We start from the raw sequence: 17,200 nt of genomic DNA, 5'->3' as shown, positions 1-17,200 counted from the left end.
TGCACGTCCATTTTTCTCTAACTTGCAGTGTTTTAAATCAACGACTCTATGAAAAACACACACTTCCTGCTGGCCCGGGAAGAATCCGATGTCCGTAAAACGTTCCTGGGTGCATTTGTAGCCCATATTGACGGAAGTAAGGCAACGTCCGTCAAAGATTTCCACGAAGCGATCGCCGCCGCGATGCATTTCCCCGACTATTCCGGCAAAAACCTCGACGCGCTCGACGAAATGCTCAACGACCTCGAATGGATCGATGAAAAGAAGGTTATTATTTACATAGGGAGCTCAGGCGAGTGGCTTTCGAAGGAAAAATCCGAAGATAAGCTCCTGACGATCATCGATATCTTCGACGCTACGGCCGAAGACTGGAAATGGCTCGACGAAGAAGAGGAAGGCGTAGCGAAAAAGGAACTGCAAATCGTTTTCCAGGACTCGCCACGCATCCGCACATTGCTCGAAGACCAAGAAATCCCGTTCGATACGCTCGACTGATACGTCGCTTATAATTGGGACGTCGGTTGTTGTCATGTGTTGCGGTACGCCGCGCGGTCAAGAATAGTCAGAAATGGTCAGGTATTGTCATTTGTTGCCAAGTATATCCTGAGTGGAGGAGATTTAAACAATATCAATCCCTGACTACCAATGATCATTCATGACCACACTTAACAACTCATGACAATAAAAGACCATACCTGACTACCAATGACAATTCCTGGTTACATCTGACCATCCCTGACAACATCCCTGCGCCACTGTACGAACCCGATGACCGCAAGTATGAGAAAGACGCCGTAGAGAATCGCGGTGAGGTGTAGGTCTTTGTAGAAATACACGACCACGTAAGCCGCGTCGGCGACGATCCAGATGATCCAGTTTTCGAGGTATTTGCGTGCCATCATCCATTGGCCGATCAAGCTGGCGATCGTTAATGCAGAGTCGGCGTAGGTGAGGCTGGCGTTGGTGAATTTGCCGAGCAGGAATCCCCAGGAAAGCGTTACCGCGATAAAAATCAGTCCAAAAACCGGGTATAGCTTCACAGGTGTGTGGCTGACACGCACGCCGTCGTGATTTTGCCCGCCGAATTTCCACATCCACCAGCCGTAAATGCTCGTCAGGAAATAATATCCTTGCAAGCCCATATCGGCATACAATCTAACCTGCCAGAAAACCACCCCATACAGTACTGCATTGACAATTCCGAAAAACCAGCCGAGCACATTCTGACGGGTGTTGAGGTAAACGCAGATCGCGCCGGTGATGAAACCCAGGATTTCGAGTATTGTGGTAGGCAGGCCTGCCAGGGAAACGGGTTGGTTGAGCCAGTCGGTCATGAGGGAATGATGGTGTGAAAGGTAAAAATAAAATGATATTCCGGATTTTCGTGCTGGGGCATTTCGGGCTATTTTTGCAATTGGAACAGCGTAGCAACAAAATTGGTACGACTGTTGTTATAAATTCTGGCCGGTCGGGAAATTCCCCGAAACGGCTTTTTGCGTTACATTTCATCGCAGCCGAGCTGCACAGCATTTAATATAATTGGAAGTAAAAGACTTATTAACACTATATGGAGGCGACAGCTACCTCGATGTGCTGAGCGCGCAGATCGCCTCTAAGGATGCCGAGGCGGCGCACGTGCAGGTCAAAGGATTGGTAGGAAGCCTCGATGCGGTAATCGCCGCCGCAGTGCAGCATAAAAAGAAAACACCAGCATTATACATCCTCAGCGACCGTGAGGAAGCGGCCTATTTTCAGAACGACCTTCAAAACCTGCTGGGCACTACCGAAGTCCTGTTTTATCCTACCTCTTACAAAAGGCCCTACCATTACGAAGAAGTGGATAATGCCAACGTGCTCATGCGCGGTGAAATCCTGAACAAGCTCAGTGCTGGCCGCAATACGCCCGTACAAATTGTGACTTACCCGGAGGCGTTATTTGAGAAAGTAATCAACAAGCGATCGCTGAAAGCGAATACATTTTCAGTCAAAGTAGGTGAAAAGCTTGATCCTGCATTTCTGACCGAGTTTTTGAATAGCTACGGGTTCGAAATCACCGATTTTGTGTTCGAAGCGGGGCAATTTTCGGTACGTGGAGGTATCCTCGACGTGTTTTCATTTGCTAACGAGCACCCATTCCGGATTGAGCTTTTTGGGGATGAAGTGGAAAGTATCCGCTCCTTCGACCCGGATACGCAGCTTTCCATTGAAAGTGCGAAGCAGATCAATATCGTACCGGATATTCAGCAAAAGCTCTCGCACGAAACGCGAGATTCGTTTCTGAGCTTCTTCAGTGATGACACCGCTATCTGGTTTAAAGATGCGGAATTGACATTGGAAGTAATTGAAAAATGCTTCGAAAGGGCTGAAAAGGCGTTGGAAGAAGTGACTGGCGGCGGCGTGCAAATTGTTTCCAACCCCAATGAGCTTTTCGAAACGCGGCGCGGGTTTTTGAATCAGGTTAAGAAGTTTAAAACGGTTGAATTCGGGAAGAAATCGTATTTCAAGACTGAAATAAAGCTGCCTTACTCTTCGAAACCGCAGCCTTCATTTAACAAAGATTTTAAAAGGCTGTTGGATGATTTGTCGGATAATCAGAACAAAGGCTATGTCAATATCATCGTAGCCGAGCAGCCCAAGCAGCTCGACCGCTTGGAAAGGATCTTTGAAGACCTCGATCCGTTCGTGAAATTCCGGCCGATGCACATTTCGCTTCGGGAGGGTTTCGTAGACGACAATTTGAAGGTGGCGTGCTACACCGATCACCAGATTTTCGCCCGTTTTCATAAGTACCGCTTGAAAGAGAAGTTCAGCAAATCGAAGGCTATGACCTTGAAAGAGCTGAAATCTTTGCAGGTGGGCGATTTTGTGACGCACGTCGATTATGGCATCGGCCGTTTCGCAGGGATGGAGCGAAAGGATGTGAATGGGAAGGAGCAGGAAGCGGTGCGGCTTATTTATCGTGACAATGATTTGCTATATGTGAGTGTGCATAACCTCCACAAAATCGCCAAATATACCGGTAAGGAAGGTACTCCGCCTGCTATGAGTAAGCTCGGCTCGGGCGAATGGGAGGCTAAAAAGTCGAAGGTTAAAAAGCAACTGAAAGACATTGCGCACGAGCTGATCGCATTGTATGCCAAACGTCGCCAGGCACCGGGCTTTCCATTCTCGAAAGACAATTACCTGCAAGTGGAGCTCGAATCTTCCTTTATATATGAAGACACGCCCGACCAGGCAACCGCGACCGCCAATGTGAAAGAGGATATGGAAAAGGCTCACCCGATGGACCGGCTGGTATGCGGGGATGTAGGCTTTGGTAAAACCGAAATCGCGATCCGTGCGGCGTTCAAGGCTGTTTGCGATAGCAAGCAGGTGGCGGTCCTCGTGCCGACGACCATCCTTGCAATGCAGCATTATAAGACATTCAGCGAACGCCTCGCCGATTTCCCCGCTCGGGTGGGTTATATCAACCGCTTCAAATCCGCAAAGGAGATTAAGGATACCTTGAAACAAGCCGAAGAAGGCAAGATCGATATTCTGATCGGTACGCACCGGATTTTAAACAAGGATGTGAAATTCAAGGACCTCGGCCTGCTGATCGTCGATGAGGAACAGAAGTTTGGGGTCAAAGCCAAAGACCGTCTGAAAGAAATGCGCGTGAATGTGGACGTACTTACCCTCACTGCCACGCCGATCCCGCGTACATTGCATTTCTCGCTCATGGGCGCGCGCGACCTTTCGGTAATCGCGACCCCGCCACCTAACCGCCAGCCGGTTACGACGGAAGTACATACATTCAGCGAGGAGTTCATCCGCGATGCGATCAGTTTCGAGGTGCAGCGCGGCGGACAGGTTTTCTTTGTACATAACCGCGTAAATGACATCGAATCCATCGCGAATATTATCCTCCGCCTCGTGCCCGATGTGCGCATAGGCGTGGCGCACGGGCAAATGGACGGCGACAAGCTGGAAAAAGTGATGATGAACTTTATCGATGGCGAGTACGACATTCTGGTTTCGACCAATATCATCGAATCCGGGATCGATATTGCCAATGCGAACACCATCATCATCAATTCCGCGCATATGTTCGGGCTCTCGGACCTGCACCAGATGCGCGGCCGCGTGGGGCGCTCGAACCGGAAGGCATTCTGCTATCTGCTCACACCGTCGGTATCGACGCTGGCGAGTGATTCGCGGAAACGTTTACAGACCCTGGAAGAGTTTTCGGATCTTGGCGATGGTTTCAAGGTGGCCATGCGCGATCTCGACATCCGTGGCGCGGGTAACCTGCTGGGCGCCGAGCAAAGTGGTTTTGTGAACGATCTCGGATACGAACTGTATCACAAAATGCTTGATGAAGCCGTTCAGGAGCTAAAAAGCAATGAATTTAAGGATTTGTTCGAGGGGGTATTCAGTCTGCCGAAAAACCTGGTGCCGGATACGCAGATTGAAACCGATTTTGCAACGCTGATCCCGGATGATTATGTTAAAAATATTTCCGAAAGGTTGTCGTTATATACCCGCCTCGATAATATTGCGACAGAGGACGAGCTCGGGAAGTTTGAAAAGGAAATCCTCGACCGCTTCGGCCCGGTGCCACACGAGGTGCAGGATTTGTTGAAAACGGTTCGTTTGCGTTGGGAAGCAGAGGCTTTGCAGTTCGAAAAACTGACTTTGAAGAGCAATACGATGAAAGGCTACTTCGTTACTTCGCAGAATGACGAATTCTTTCAGTCGGCGAAGTTCGGGCAGGTGATAGATTACATTAAGAAACACCCTAAGCAAATTTCGCTTAAAGATCAGAAAGGCAAGCTGATACTGATTTGCGAGGACATTAAAAGCATCGATCAGGCGCGCCAGGTGCTAATGGAAATGACCCGGTAGCAAACAGGCTTGCATTACCTGATAATTGATTTTTAAAAATAATATCGATTGATTTCATACATTTGCGGTTTCGCATACTATAAAATACCAAACACTTAAGTCACTTTAAAGCAATGATTTGCATGCAAAAGATGGGTACCCGGTCGATCGCGCTGATTCTGATAGTGTTATTAGCGGCAACTGCGTGTAGTAAAAAGAAGCCGACCAGCTTGAAACCTGGCAAGACCAGCTCCAAAACAGGCCTGGCTTACAACGGCAAAGACGGGTTTGAAGTGAAGCAATACAAAGCTTTGCCGGCCGGTCCTGACCTAGTGTACATCGAAGGAGGACGTTTTACGATGGGATCTTTGGAAGAAGATGTGATGGGGCGCCGGGATAACCCGAAACGGACCGTCAGTATCCAGTCATTCTATATGGACCAGACTGAAGTGGCGAACGTTCACTACCTCGAATACCTGAATGCAATCCAGAAGGACTCTTCGGAAGAGTTCTATGCCAAGGCGCTTCCTGACACAACAGTTTGGTATAATGAGCTGTCATTCAACGATTCTTACGTAACAATGTATCTGCGCCACCCAGGTTTCCGCCTTTATCCGGTGGTAGGTGTTTCGTGGGTTCAGGCCAACGATTATTGTGCATGGCGTACCGCTGCTGTAAGCCAGGCTAATAACGCTAAGGGTGCAGCTGCCGCTGGTGGTAAGAAAAAGGGATTCTCTTTCGGCAAGAAGAAGAAAGCAGAAGGCGAGGCTGTTGCAGCTGCGGACGCTCCCGCGCCACAACTTCGTATCGAAAGTGGCTACGTAATGCCTCCGTACCGCCTTCCGACAGAAGCTGAGTTTGAATATGCTGCTATGGCGATGATCGGAACGCAGTATTCTGACGAAAACCAGGCTAACTCAAGAATTTACCCATGGGATGGTTCCACAATGCGTAACCCACGTGGCCGTAAGCAGGGAACAATGCTTGCGAACTTCAAACGCGGCCCTGGTGACTACGCTGGTATCGCAGGTAAATCCAATGACGGAGCGATTATCACACAGGAAATCCGGTCATATCCGGCCAACGACAACGGCCTTTACGACATGGCGGGTAATGTGAGCGAGTGGGTTTATGACGTATATCGCCCACTATCAAACAGCGATGTAAACGACCTGAACTCTTTCCGTCGCGACGGTTACCAGGATGAGGCTAAAAACTACGACAGCAAGAACAACAACTCAATGGTTGACGATAAGCTGAGAGTTTACAAAGGTGGCTCATGGGCTGACGTAGCTTACTGGTTGTCTCCGGGAACACGCCGTTACATGGATCAGGATTCTGCGACTGCAATGGTAGGTTTCCGTTGCGCGATGATCGCTACCGGAACGCACAAAGAGTAAGATTTAAGATATCAATTGAAAGGCCGCTGTTCTCCGAATGGCGGCTTTTCTGTTTTAATGCTGTGCCAATGCGATGGTGAGGATGTGAAATTGCCTGCAACCCGATGCCAGTAATGTCCTCGCACACTCTTCCAGTGTAGCACCAGTAGTAAGCACATCGTCGATCAGGATCACGCTTTTGGGACAAAAATCCTGTTTGACGGCGAATACTCCCTGCACATTTTCCCTTCTTTCTATTTTGGTCTTGCCGGTCTGCGTAGCGGTGTATTTAACGCGTTCGAGCATAGCGCCCGACCACGGGATATTTGTAGCCCGCGAAAAACCTTCTGCGAGGAGGTCGCTCTGATTGTAACCTCGCTGCTTTCGCTTTTTGGGATGAAGCGGAATGCTCAGAATAATTTCAGCTTCCGGTAAGTGTCCCGATGCTTTTAATTCCTGACCGAACATCTGCCCGAGCAATATCCCCACGTCCCTGTTACCCTTATATTTCAATGCGTGCAGCAGCTTTTGGACCTTGCTTCTTTTGGTAAACAACAAAAATGAATGGGTTGAGAGGACTTCAGGAAGACTCACGAATTTAAATTGAAGCGATTCACTATTCAGGCCGGCAGCGCCAACGCGTGGCAGCGAAATACGGCAAAGCGTGCAAATGGTGGCTTCATTGCCTTGTAATATCCGGTCGCAGCTCTCACAACAACGTGGAAACAGCAGGTCGGCGAAGTCACGGAGGAGTTGTTTCAGGTTCATTTTTGTATGATTCAATGAGTGAATTTCAACCGGTCTGAATACCTTTGCACGACATCAATCCAATCGCCGCCGCTCATATGACAACGCTGATCTTAAATGCCCAGGTCGTAAATGAAAACCAGGTTCAGTATTTAGACGTATTAATTGAAAATGGTCACATAAAAAAAATCGAACGGGATTTGCAGCATGTGCAAGCGGATAAGATGATTGATGCAAGGGGGTTTTTGCTCATGCCCGGGGTGATCGATGATCAGGTACATTTCCGCGAGCCGGGACTTACGCACAAGGCCAGCATTTACACCGAGTCGAAGGCGGCCGTTGCCGGCGGGGTTACTTCATTCATGGAAATGCCCAACACCGTTCCCAATACGCTGACGCAGCAGTTGCTGGAAGATAAATACCAAATCGGTGGCAACACCTCTCTCGCCAACTATTCTTTCTTCATGGGCGCGTCGAACGACAACTATGATGAGGTGATGCGTACCGATCCCACGCAGGTTTGTGGTATCAAGATATTCATGGGCTCTTCCACCGGTAATATGCTCGTGGACGCGCCCGAAGTGCTCGAAAAGCTCTTCGCCAATGCGCCCTGCATTATCGCTACGCATTGCGAGGACGAACCGACCGTGAAGGCCCGGATGGCTTTTTTCAAGGATAAGTACGGCGATGATGTGCCTTACGACATTCATGCGTTGATCCGGAATGAAGAGGCTTGCCTCAAATCATCCACTTTTGCAAGTTCACTCGCGCACAAGTACGGGACACGTCTGCATATCCTGCACATTTCTACCGGGGATGAGGTTCATTTGTTTGAACCGGGAATCCGTAGCGGCGGTAAAATCCTGCTCGCGAACGGAGAACCGAAGCTCGTAACAGCCGAAGCATGCGTACATCATTTATGGTTCGATTCAGAGGATTACAGAAGGCTGGGTAACGAAATCAAATGCAATCCGTCCATTAAGGCGCCGTACCACAAGGAGGCGATCCTGCAAGCAGTGCTCGATAACCGCATCGATGTGATCGCGACAGACCACGCACCGCATACAATTGAAGAAAAAGCACAACATTACTGGCAGGCGCCATCAGGGCTGCCGCTGGTGCAGCATACGCTGAATGTGATGCTCGAATTGAGCAAGGCGGGCAAAATCTCGATCGACCGCGTAGCTGAAAAAATGAGCCATGCGGTGGCAGACCTCTTCAATATCAAAGACCGCGGTTATATTCGCGAAGGTTACTGGGCAGATTTGATCCTGGTGGATCCGAATGCGACAACGGAGGTTAACCCTTCCAATATTTACTCCAAATGCGGCTGGTCACCATTCAACGGTACAAAGTTTCAGTCACGGATCACCCATACGTTTGTGTCGGGGCACCTGGTTTATGAAAACGGGAAATTTGATGAAACGGTAAAAGGAAAGCGGTTAACTTTTAGCCGCTAGGTAATCGTAGTAGTTCTGGATCACGTTCAGGTCGGCCTCTGTCCAGTCGAGGGTAGGAAGATCGTCAGGTTCCAGCCAGAGGATTTGCTCGTGTTCGGTGAGGACAAAATCGGTTGTATCCACTTTGCAAACGAACGGTACGAGTACGATCTCGCGCCAGCCCTGGTCTTTGGAAGTTTCGGGAAGTTTATCGACGATTTCAACGGTTACATTGAGCTCTTCCATGATTTCACGGAACAATGCCTGTTCGTCGGTCTCGCCTTTTTCAAGCTTTCCGCCAGGGAACTCCCATTGAAGGGGGAAGGACAAGGCTGCGCTTCTTTGCCCGGCGAGTACTTTTCCATCATGTTCAATTACAGCACAGGGCACTCTCACTACCAACTTTTCGGAAACCAGTACTTCGATCATAGGAGGCGGTTACGCTAATTTACCGCAAAATTACAATTTTCAGGTTTATGTTGTATGTGAATGTTTAAACTTCTTAAAAAGTTAACGCTCAGAACAATTCGCCTGAGCGATGGCGCGGTAAAATACCCAGGTGCCTGAATGCTTTTTCCGTCACTTCACGGCCGCGTGAGGTCCGTTTGATATAACCTTCCTGAATCAGGAAGGGCTCGTACACTTCCTCGATGGTGTCGGCCTCTTCACCGCAAGCAGTTGCAATGGTGGATAAGCCTACCGGCCCGCCTTTGAACTTTTGGATAATCGTGCTTAGAATGCGGTTATCCATTTCGTCCAGCCCGTTTTGATCCACATCCAATGCCTGCAAAGCCATTTCGGCGATGGCTACGGTAATACGGCCATTACCCTTTACCTGCGCGAAATCGCGGGTTCTGCGCAGCAGGTTATTCGCAATACGCGGGGTACCACGGCTACGCCGGGCAATTTCATACGCCGCATCTTCCTCCAAAGGCGTTCCCAGGATCGAGGCCGAACGTTTCAATATGGATGATAGCAATTGTGCATCGTAATATTCCAGCCTCGCATTGATCCCGAATCTCGCGCGTAGCGGGGATGTGAGCATGCCTGCGCGCGTAGTGGCGCCTATGAGTGTGAAGGGATTCAGGCCGATTTGAATGCTGCGGGCGTTCGGGCCGCTATCGAGCATAATGTCGATTTTGTAATCCTCCATGGCCGAATACAGATATTCCTCCACGATAGGGTTAAGGCGGTGGATTTCGTCGATGAAAAGGACGTCGTGTTCCTGCAAATTGGTTAGCAGGCCGGCCAGATCGCTGGGTTTATCGAGTACCGGACCCGAAGTGATCTTAATCCCCGAACCGAGCTCATTTGCGATGATATTGGATAGGGTGGTCTTCCCTAGCCCCGGAGGGCCATGCAGCAACACGTGATCGAGTGCATCCCCGCGCTGGCGGGCGGCCTGCACGAATATCCTCAGGTTTTCAAGAATCTTGTCCTGCCCGGTAAAATCCTCGAAAGACAACGGCCGCAGTGCGCGTTCGATATCCTTATCGGTATTTGAAAGGTTTTCTTTATCTCCGGACAGATAATCCTGGCGCATAGTCGGTTGATCAGATAGTGAAAACCAGCCGTCCGGTTTAATGGCGGCTGGTTTGATATTATTTAACCAAAAATAATTGATTTAATCTGCAAAGGAAAGGCTAGCGGATCACCATTACCGATCCACGTTTCGTGATCGGGTTACGTTCGGGGTAATAGAGCGCTTCGTAGGAAATGATGTAAGGGTAACTTCCCGGCTGCACTTTCAGACCTTTATAAGTCCCGTCCCAACGTGCTTCTATATCGGTAGTAGCGAAAATAACTTCGCCCCAGCGGTTGTAAATACGCATTGAAAAATTGGTATAGTAAGCTCCGAACACTTGCAGGATCTCATTGTGGCCTTCACCGTCGGGTGTGAAAGCATCCGGTATGAAGAGCCGCGGCTCGCATTTGTCTATGACTTCTGTGGTTTGCTCGACGGAGCAACCTTCTTTATTGGTTGCTCGCACGGTGTATTTCCCTTCCTGGTTAACTGTGATTGTTTGAGTAGTCGCTCCCGAAGGCTGCCAGAGATATTCATATGGCTCCCGTCCGTTGGCATCCAGTATGACGGACTGGCCGTCCGGAATACAGATGTAGTTCTCGGGGGCCAATCCCAGAATAGGAGAAGGACGCTCGCCAATCTGTACTGTGTCGGAATTGTAGCAGTCGTTTCTGTCTTTTACTGTTACAATATACTGCCCAGGCTGGCCGATCGTCACTTCGCGGGTTGTTTCACCTGTGCTCCATTTGTATTCAATCCACCGGTCGCTTTCTACCCGAAGCACAACAGAGCTATCACGGCACAAGGTCGTGTCCGGGCCGATGGAAAAGGCAGGCGGTTTACGCAACGTAATCTCGATTGTATCGGCTGCGTAGCAATCGCCTTGCGGGCCGTTGAATGCGATGGCGATGTACCGGCCGGTTGAAGTGGCGTTATAAGTACGGCTGCGACCAACGACCCGGCCGCGGTAGAGCCATCTGTAAACTTCCGCGTTTACCTTCATATCCAAGGGTACATAGGCGCCACAAGTGTCTTTAGGGGGGCCAAGATCGATATTTGAAGGCGTTTCGTAGATGGTAACCTCCTGCACGATCGTAGTGTCGGTACATTTGTTTGTGGCGCGCAGGGCCACCATATAGGTACCCGGTTTGGTGTATGTGTATGTGGCCGTTTGCGTTTTGGAAGGGGTTGTAAACTGGCCGTTCCCAAGGAAATCCCAGGAATAAGTATCCTCGATCGGGTCACACATCGGGCTGGCCTGGAACTGCGTGGGTTCATTGGTACAAAAGCCGTCGGCTTCAAATCCCGGGCCTTGTGATTCCTGCGTGAAGTCCTGAACCATATTAGGCAATCCCAACTGGCTTTTTTTACCTCCCAAATTCGCTCCATCGCGCTCATAATCGACACCGGTCAACGAATTTCCTTCCGGTTCGCCGATCGTTGCCAGGTATTCACTTCCCTGAATAGCCATATAAATCCGTCCGTCCGGCCCGAACTGCAATGCACCGAATTTCTGCGTGGCAGAACTGTCGATGGTAATGGCCGTTTCTATAACGAGGCTATCGGGCAACGTAAGGTCGTATTGTTTCAGATAGGATTTTGTACCGTTTTCACCCTGAAAAGAAACGTACATTTTTTCTCCCGTCGGCGAGAATTCGATACCATATGCAATGGGCGGAGCGGGGCCGAGGTCCATGGTTTTTTTGTAGGTTAATGTGCCCGTTGAGTCGTCAAAACTGTATAGCTCTACATAGTTTCTTGCAGGACCAGGAATTACCACGGCTAGCTGGCGATAACCGGTAGTACTGTCGGGTGAAGAAAACTTCATATAACCCTCGGCCTTGTTGGTACTGTCGTGTGCCATACCCAGTTCGGGAGCCGCCACTTCTACGAGCCCACCCGTGGTAGCATGGAAAATGCGGAACTTGTTGGTGCCGTAATCGTGCGAAACGACCCAGTAGGTGCTGTCGCGGTCGTTGCGGACGGCGGCAATGCGCTCGGTAGTAGGTGTTTGAAGAGTTGTATTTTGTTCAATGATCTGACCCAGGCCATTGTTGCGGCGCATATCTACGACGCTCACCGTTAGTAACTTCTCGCCATTGATGTCAGAAGTTGTGAACACATTATAAAGGTACTCGCACCCTCTGCAAGTCGGCTGGGGCACAATGAGCACCGATTGCGTCGAATTGGGGCTTCCCTTCATGGGCGCGCAGGCCCCGAAAGTACACGTCATTTCATCCCCGTTCTTATTCCATATTTTAATACCATCGGAATAAAAGAGGAGTTGTCCTTTCGAATTGGCAATCGACGAAGTTCCCTCGGGAGTGCTCAGCTTGCCATCGGTTAGCGGAGATGGGGGAGTATTGGAAAAATCGAGGCCTGCATTGCCCCCGAAATACCACTTGGAGCCTTCCTGAGCCTGCGGCTCCATACAAATCTTGACATTGATTCTGTTCTGAATGCTGCAACCATTGGGTAGAAATACTTCAACGGAATAGCAACCGGAACTGTCGACGCGCAGAGTTTGGGTAGTTTGCCCTTTTGGATACCATAGGTACGTAGCTCCTTCCGGCGCACCATTAGGATAGGGGTCGAGCGTGATAGTATCACCCTTACAAATGGTTGTATCTATCCTCCATTGCTGGAACTCAGGGGGAAGCTCGCCGATTTTAACTGTTTGAGGAACTGTTTCCTGAGTACCGTTTTGCAAGGTACGAACAAGCGTAACGGTGTACGTACCAGGAGCCGCATAGGAATGCTGAGGATTGCGGCGGGTGTCTGTGGCACCGTCGCCGAAGCTCCATCGCCAGGCTCTCGCGGTGCTTACCGTGTCCCTGAAGGATGTCGAATCTGCCTCGCAATCCGGGTTCTGCATACACTGTCCTTTTACCAAGAAGGGCGTCTGCGCCAAGGCATTTGCGCCGACGAGGAGCATGAGCAGGCAGAGGACATAAAAAAATTGGTGGTATCTATTATAAAATCGCCCCATGTTTCGTTAGTTGTTCAAACACCCCTACCTTCTCAAAGAATATTCAAGTTACCCGACATTACTAACGAAAATAAAATGTTAAAATTTTGTGCGGTAATGTCGTAAAAACCACTCTAATTTGAATATTAATACGCAATTTGAGGATAATTTGTGAAATTAATCAGGTAATTTTTTTGAGCCCGGAACGTGTCCGTTTTTCGGCAAACGGCAAGCCAATAAATCTATGATCAAGCGTTTACTTCCTCTCTTCCTACTGACACTGCTTTGCCTGAAAGGTTGGAGCCAGGATCCGCAATTTTCGCAGTTCTACGCAAACCCGTTGTACTTAAATCCTGCGTTGGCAGGAGGGGCGCTGGCGCCGCGTGCAACCATCAATTACCGTAACCAATGGCCTTCATTATCGGCCAACTTCGTGACTACTTCTATAGGGGCCGACGTATTCCTGCCCAATTTCAACAGCGGGCTGGGCGTGCTGGTAACCATGGACAGCCAGGGGCTGGGCAACCTTAAATCGACCGAGGCGGCGCTGCAATATTCCTATCAAATCCAGTTCAATGAACTGACTTCACTGCGTCTTGGGATCCAGGGCGGCTTTGCTTCCAGGACGCTCGATTACTTCGGTTTGACATTTGGTGATCAATATAATAATGGCGGCTTAACCGGCCAGCCTTCTGAAGATCCGTTCGCAAAAGGTGGCCCTAATGTATTCTACGCCGACTTTGGTGCGGGAGCAATGCTTTATTCCGACTGGTATTGGGCCGGGATTTCGGCACATCACCTGAACCGTCCCAATCAGGCGTTTTCAGAACTTACCGAAGCACGGTTACCCGTAAAAGCCAGTTTGCAGGCGGGGTTACGCATTCCATTCGCGGGTTACACATTCCTGGGCGATGAAATCGATAAGGAAAAGACTATCTCTCCTGCCATTATGTATAAAAAGCAGGGTAAATACGACCAGTTCGATGCCGGTATGTACGTGACCATTGAGCCGCTGGTGATTGGCGCCTGGTACCGTGGTATTCCTTTCAAAAAATACGAACAGAATATCAATAACCACGAATCGCTGATATTCCTGGCCGGTTACCGGCAGGACAAATTCTCGATCGGTTATAGCTACGACCTGACCATTTCTACATTAGGCGCGGGCAGCGGCGGCGCGCATGAGATTTCGCTCTCCTACGTTTTTGCGCCATTGGAATCGAAACCGAAGCGCCCGAAAACCCGGAAACGGCAGCTTTCCTGTCCGAAATTCTGATGTACTTCGAAAAAAATTAGTGGGAATTGAGATAGGGTAAACTTAGACGGCAAAAGTCTTTTTTAGTGGTTAATTCACTTTTAAATGCCATTTTGACGACTATGTCCAATTACCGAAACCTTAATTTCCTTTTCACCCTTTTGCTGCTCGTGGTTGCATTGAGCACCGTAGCCGCGCCTCCCAAGCGGGAATTTTACGAAATCAAAATCTATCACCTCAAAAATGCCGATCAGGAAACGCGTGTGGAAGCTTTCCTGAAAGACGCATATGTTCCCGCTGCTCACCGTGCAGGTATCAAAAATGTGGGTGTTTTCAAGCCTGTCGCAACCGATACTATGGCCGGGAAGCTGATTTATGTGCTTACACCTATTAAATCCCTTGATCAGCTGCTGACTTTGCCTAAAACTTTGGATAAAGACGCCGCCTTTGTGTCGGCAGGAAAGGACTACATCGAAGCAAATTATAAAAATCCACCGTACGCCCGCTTCGAGTCGATTGTGCTTCAAGCCTTCACAGACGCTCCCGTGCATATGAAGCCTAACTTAACCGGGCCAAAAAGCGAAAGGGTGTACGAGTTGCGTAGCTACGAAGGGCATACCGAGAAAATTTACCAGAACAAGGTGAAGATGTTCAATGCCGGGGGGGAAGTTCCGTTGTTCAAACGCCTTGGTTTTAATGCGGTATTCTATGGCGAGGTGATTGTGGGAAGCCACATGCCGAACCTCATGTACATGACCACTTTCGAGAACAAGGCATCGCGTGACGCGCATTGGAAATCATTCAGTGAAGACGCTGAATGGAACAAGCTGAAAACAAATCCGGAGTACCAGAACAACGTTTCAAAAAACACCAGCTTCTTCTTGTATCCCACCGAATATTCGGATATATAGCACCCGAAACGGTTCCGATCATTTTGAAATGATGAACAAGGCCAGGTACCGTTTCGGGCAGGCCGGTTCATCATTTTTTGTTTAAAAACCCAACATTATGAAAGCCGCTATTTTAAAAAATCTTCATGAGCCGCTGGTGATTGAAGAAACGCACAAGCCGAATCCCGGTCCGGGAGAGGCGCTTATTGAGGTGAAAGCCGCGTCGCTCAACCACCGCGATGTCTGGATACAAAAAGGACTTTATCCACGCATTACAACCCCTATAATCCCCGGCTCAGACGGCGCAGGCATCGTAACGGAAGTAGGCGACGGGGTCGCCAAAAGCTGGATCGGGAAAGAGGTGATCATCAACCCCTCGCAAAATTGGGGCGACAACCCTGATTTTTACAGCGAGGATCATAAAATACTCGGTCTGCCCGATAATGGCACATTTGCGGAATATGTCAGAACGGAGGCGAAATACCTGGCCGAAAAGCCGGCGCATTTGTCATTTGAAGAAGCGGCTGCGTTACCGTTGGGCGGGTTGACCGCCTGGCGCTCGCTGATGACGCGTTGCCGGTTCAAAGAAGGCGATCGCGTGCTCGTAACGGGTGCGGGTGGAGGCGTGGCACTTTTCGCGATCCAGATCGCCATTGCGGCAGGTGCGGAGGTGTGGGTAACCTCAGGTTCCGACCAGAAAATACAGAAAGCGATCGAAATGGGCGCGAAAGGCGGAATTAATTATAAAAACCCGACCTGGTTCCGGGACTTGCTCGTGAAGGCACGCGGACCCAAGACGGGTTATTTCAATGTCATTATCGATAGCGCGGGCGGTCCTGGCTTTGCAAAGTTGATCGATATTGCTGCTCCTGGTGCCCGCATTTGCTTCTATGGCGGAGGAACCGGCAATATTACCGACATCGTGCCTGCGAAAGTGTTTTTCAAGCAACTTAATATTTTCGGCAGCACGATGGGTACCGAACAGGAGTTTGCCGATATGGTGCAGTTCGTAAGCGAAAAACGGATAGTGCCGATTATCGACAAGGTGTTCCCGCTGGAAGAAGCCGAGCAAGCACTCCGCTATATGGACTCCGGGCAGCAGTTCGGCAAGATCGTACTTTCGGTATAACCTTATTTCCGCACCGACTCGATGGCCGCGCGGACGCTCCCGTGCTCGTCGAGCAGCGATTGCGCCTCGTCGGGCGAGATATTCAGCTCATCAATGATCATACGCAACGCTCTGTTGACCAGTTTTTCATTGGTGAGCTGCATATCGACCATCTTGTTTCCTTTCACTTTACCAAGCCGGATCATGACCGACGTTGAGATCATGTTCAGGGCCAGTTTTTGAGCGGTGCCGGATTTCATTCTGGTGCTTCCGGTCAAAAATTCGGGGCCTACCACTATTTCTACCGGATATTCACAGGCTTTGGCTACGGCGGAGCCGTCGTTGCAAACTACACAGCCCGTGAGCAAGCCCGCATTGCGCGCCTCGTTCAAACCGCCGATTACGTAAGGGGTCCGGCCTGAGGCCGCTATTCCAATTAATGTATCAGTTGCATTGGGTTCGTAAGCCGCAAGGTCTTTCCACGCCTGATTCCAGTCGTCTTCCGCATTCTCTACCGCCTTGCGAATGGCAGTATCGCCGCCGGCGATGATCCCAACGACCAGATCAAACGGCACGCCGAATGTCGGTGGGCATTCCGATGCGTCTACAACGCCCAATCGTCCGCTCGTTCCGGCGCCGATGTAGAAGAGGCGGCCGCCCTTTTGCATTCTCGGAACGATCTGCTCTACCAACGCTTCGATCTGCGGAATGGATTTCTGAACTGCATGCGGCACGGTCTGATCCTCGCGGTTAATGGAGGTCAGAATGTCGTGGACACTCATTTTTTCGAGATCATTATAGTTCGAAGACGATTCGGTAGTCAGCATTGTGGTTCGTGTTTTTTGGAATTCAAAATTAAATCTTTTCCGATAAGGATGTTGCACCGGGAGGAAATTTGGTATTTATCATAGATTAATAACAAAAAAAGGTTTGAATGTTTGGAAAATAAAAAGAATGGCTTCTAATTTGTAACACCAAGTAAAAAACAGCGAAATTTCGCTAGACTTAAATGTTCCGCTAAAA

Annotated in this window: 13 protein-coding genes; 7 read left to right on the top strand and 6 right to left on the bottom strand. The window is 49.6% G+C overall.

Annotated elements, in window-relative coordinates; genetic code table 11:
- Positions 1-48: 48 nt before the first annotated feature.
- Positions 49-495, top strand: a complete 447-nt coding sequence (locus ACQ4MZ_RS26805; RefSeq protein WP_430850381.1) for a barstar family protein — start codon at positions 49-51, stop codon at positions 493-495.
- 224 nt (positions 496-719) lie between these two features.
- On the opposite strand, the gene pnuC is transcribed toward ACQ4MZ_RS26805, so the two are convergent.
- Positions 720-1,334, bottom strand: coding sequence for a nicotinamide riboside transporter PnuC (pnuC, locus tag ACQ4MZ_RS26800; protein ID WP_430850379.1), 615 nt, complete (start codon positions 1,332-1,334; stop codon positions 720-722).
- Positions 1,335-1,539: 205 nt separating this feature from the next.
- Between pnuC and mfd the strand changes: the two genes are divergently transcribed.
- Together mfd and gldJ are read left to right on the top strand one after the other, a co-directional pair.
- Positions 1,540-4,887 (top strand): transcription-repair coupling factor, encoded by a 3,348-nt coding sequence (gene mfd / locus ACQ4MZ_RS26795; RefSeq protein ID WP_430850377.1) that lies wholly within the window; start codon positions 1,540-1,542, stop codon positions 4,885-4,887.
- A 122-nt stretch (positions 4,888-5,009) separates the two neighbouring features.
- Entirely contained in the window at positions 5,010-6,266 is a 1,257-nt protein-coding gene (gene gldJ / locus ACQ4MZ_RS26790; RefSeq protein ID WP_430850375.1) for a gliding motility lipoprotein GldJ, read from the top strand.
- Between the two features lie 54 nt (positions 6,267-6,320).
- Here gldJ and ACQ4MZ_RS26785 read toward each other — a convergent pair whose 3' ends face one another.
- Entirely contained in the window at positions 6,321-7,013 is a 693-nt protein-coding gene (locus ACQ4MZ_RS26785) for a ComF family protein (RefSeq protein ID WP_430850373.1), read from the bottom strand.
- A 77-nt stretch (positions 7,014-7,090) separates the two neighbouring features.
- Here ACQ4MZ_RS26785 and ACQ4MZ_RS26780 point away from each other — a divergent pair, with 77 nt between their 5' ends.
- Complete coding sequence (locus ACQ4MZ_RS26780) at positions 7,091-8,452, top strand: dihydroorotase (protein WP_430850371.1); 1,362 nt, start codon at positions 7,091-7,093, stop codon at positions 8,450-8,452.
- On the opposite strand, the gene ACQ4MZ_RS26775 is transcribed toward ACQ4MZ_RS26780, so the two are convergent.
- The 3 genes from ACQ4MZ_RS26775 to ACQ4MZ_RS26765 all read right to left on the bottom strand — a co-directional run bounded on the left by ACQ4MZ_RS26775 (position 8,435) and on the right by ACQ4MZ_RS26765 (position 12,831).
- Positions 8,435-8,860 carry a (deoxy)nucleoside triphosphate pyrophosphohydrolase gene (locus ACQ4MZ_RS26775; RefSeq protein WP_430850369.1) on the bottom strand — a complete coding sequence of 142 codons (426 nt, stop codon included), beginning with the start codon at positions 8,858-8,860 and terminating at the stop codon, positions 8,435-8,437. The two genes, ACQ4MZ_RS26780 and ACQ4MZ_RS26775, sit on opposite strands and share 18 nt — an antisense overlap.
- 88 nt (positions 8,861-8,948) lie before the next feature.
- The gene (gene ruvB / locus ACQ4MZ_RS26770; RefSeq protein ID WP_430850367.1) at positions 8,949-9,974 is read right to left on the bottom strand and encodes a Holliday junction branch migration DNA helicase RuvB; all 1,026 of its coding nucleotides are present in this window, start codon (positions 9,972-9,974) and stop codon (positions 8,949-8,951) included.
- 100 nt (positions 9,975-10,074) lie between these two features.
- Positions 10,075-12,831, bottom strand: coding sequence for a PKD domain-containing protein (locus ACQ4MZ_RS26765; RefSeq protein ID WP_430850365.1), 2,757 nt, complete (start codon positions 12,829-12,831; stop codon positions 10,075-10,077).
- A gap of 337 nt (positions 12,832-13,168) precedes the next feature.
- On the opposite strand from ACQ4MZ_RS26765, the gene ACQ4MZ_RS26760 reads away from it, so the two are divergent.
- From ACQ4MZ_RS26760 to ACQ4MZ_RS26750, 3 genes are all read left to right on the top strand, one after another.
- A complete protein-coding gene (locus tag ACQ4MZ_RS26760; RefSeq protein WP_430850363.1) occupies positions 13,169-14,200 on the top strand; it encodes a PorP/SprF family type IX secretion system membrane protein in 1,032 nt (343 codons plus the stop codon).
- Positions 14,201-14,301: 101 nt separating this feature from the next.
- Positions 14,302-15,090: an NIPSNAP family protein gene (locus ACQ4MZ_RS26755; protein ID WP_430850361.1), complete on the top strand. Its 789-nt coding sequence runs from the start codon at positions 14,302-14,304 to the stop codon at positions 15,088-15,090.
- A gap of 97 nt (positions 15,091-15,187) precedes the next feature.
- The gene (locus ACQ4MZ_RS26750; RefSeq protein ID WP_430850359.1) at positions 15,188-16,198 is read left to right on the top strand and encodes a zinc-binding dehydrogenase; all 1,011 of its coding nucleotides are present in this window, start codon (positions 15,188-15,190) and stop codon (positions 16,196-16,198) included.
- A 2-nt stretch (positions 16,199-16,200) separates the two neighbouring features.
- Here ACQ4MZ_RS26750 and murQ read toward each other — a convergent pair whose 3' ends face one another.
- The gene (gene murQ / locus ACQ4MZ_RS26745) at positions 16,201-17,004 is read right to left on the bottom strand and encodes an N-acetylmuramic acid 6-phosphate etherase (protein ID WP_430850357.1); all 804 of its coding nucleotides are present in this window, start codon (positions 17,002-17,004) and stop codon (positions 16,201-16,203) included.
- Positions 17,005-17,200 lie beyond the last annotated feature (196 nt).

This window comes from Dyadobacter sp. BHUBP1, assembly GCF_050587785.1.
Classification (GTDB): domain Bacteria; phylum Bacteroidota; class Bacteroidia; order Cytophagales; family Spirosomataceae; genus Dyadobacter.
Note: the sequence above shows the minus strand (reverse complement) of the source record. Positions and strands in the feature narration are given on the sequence as shown.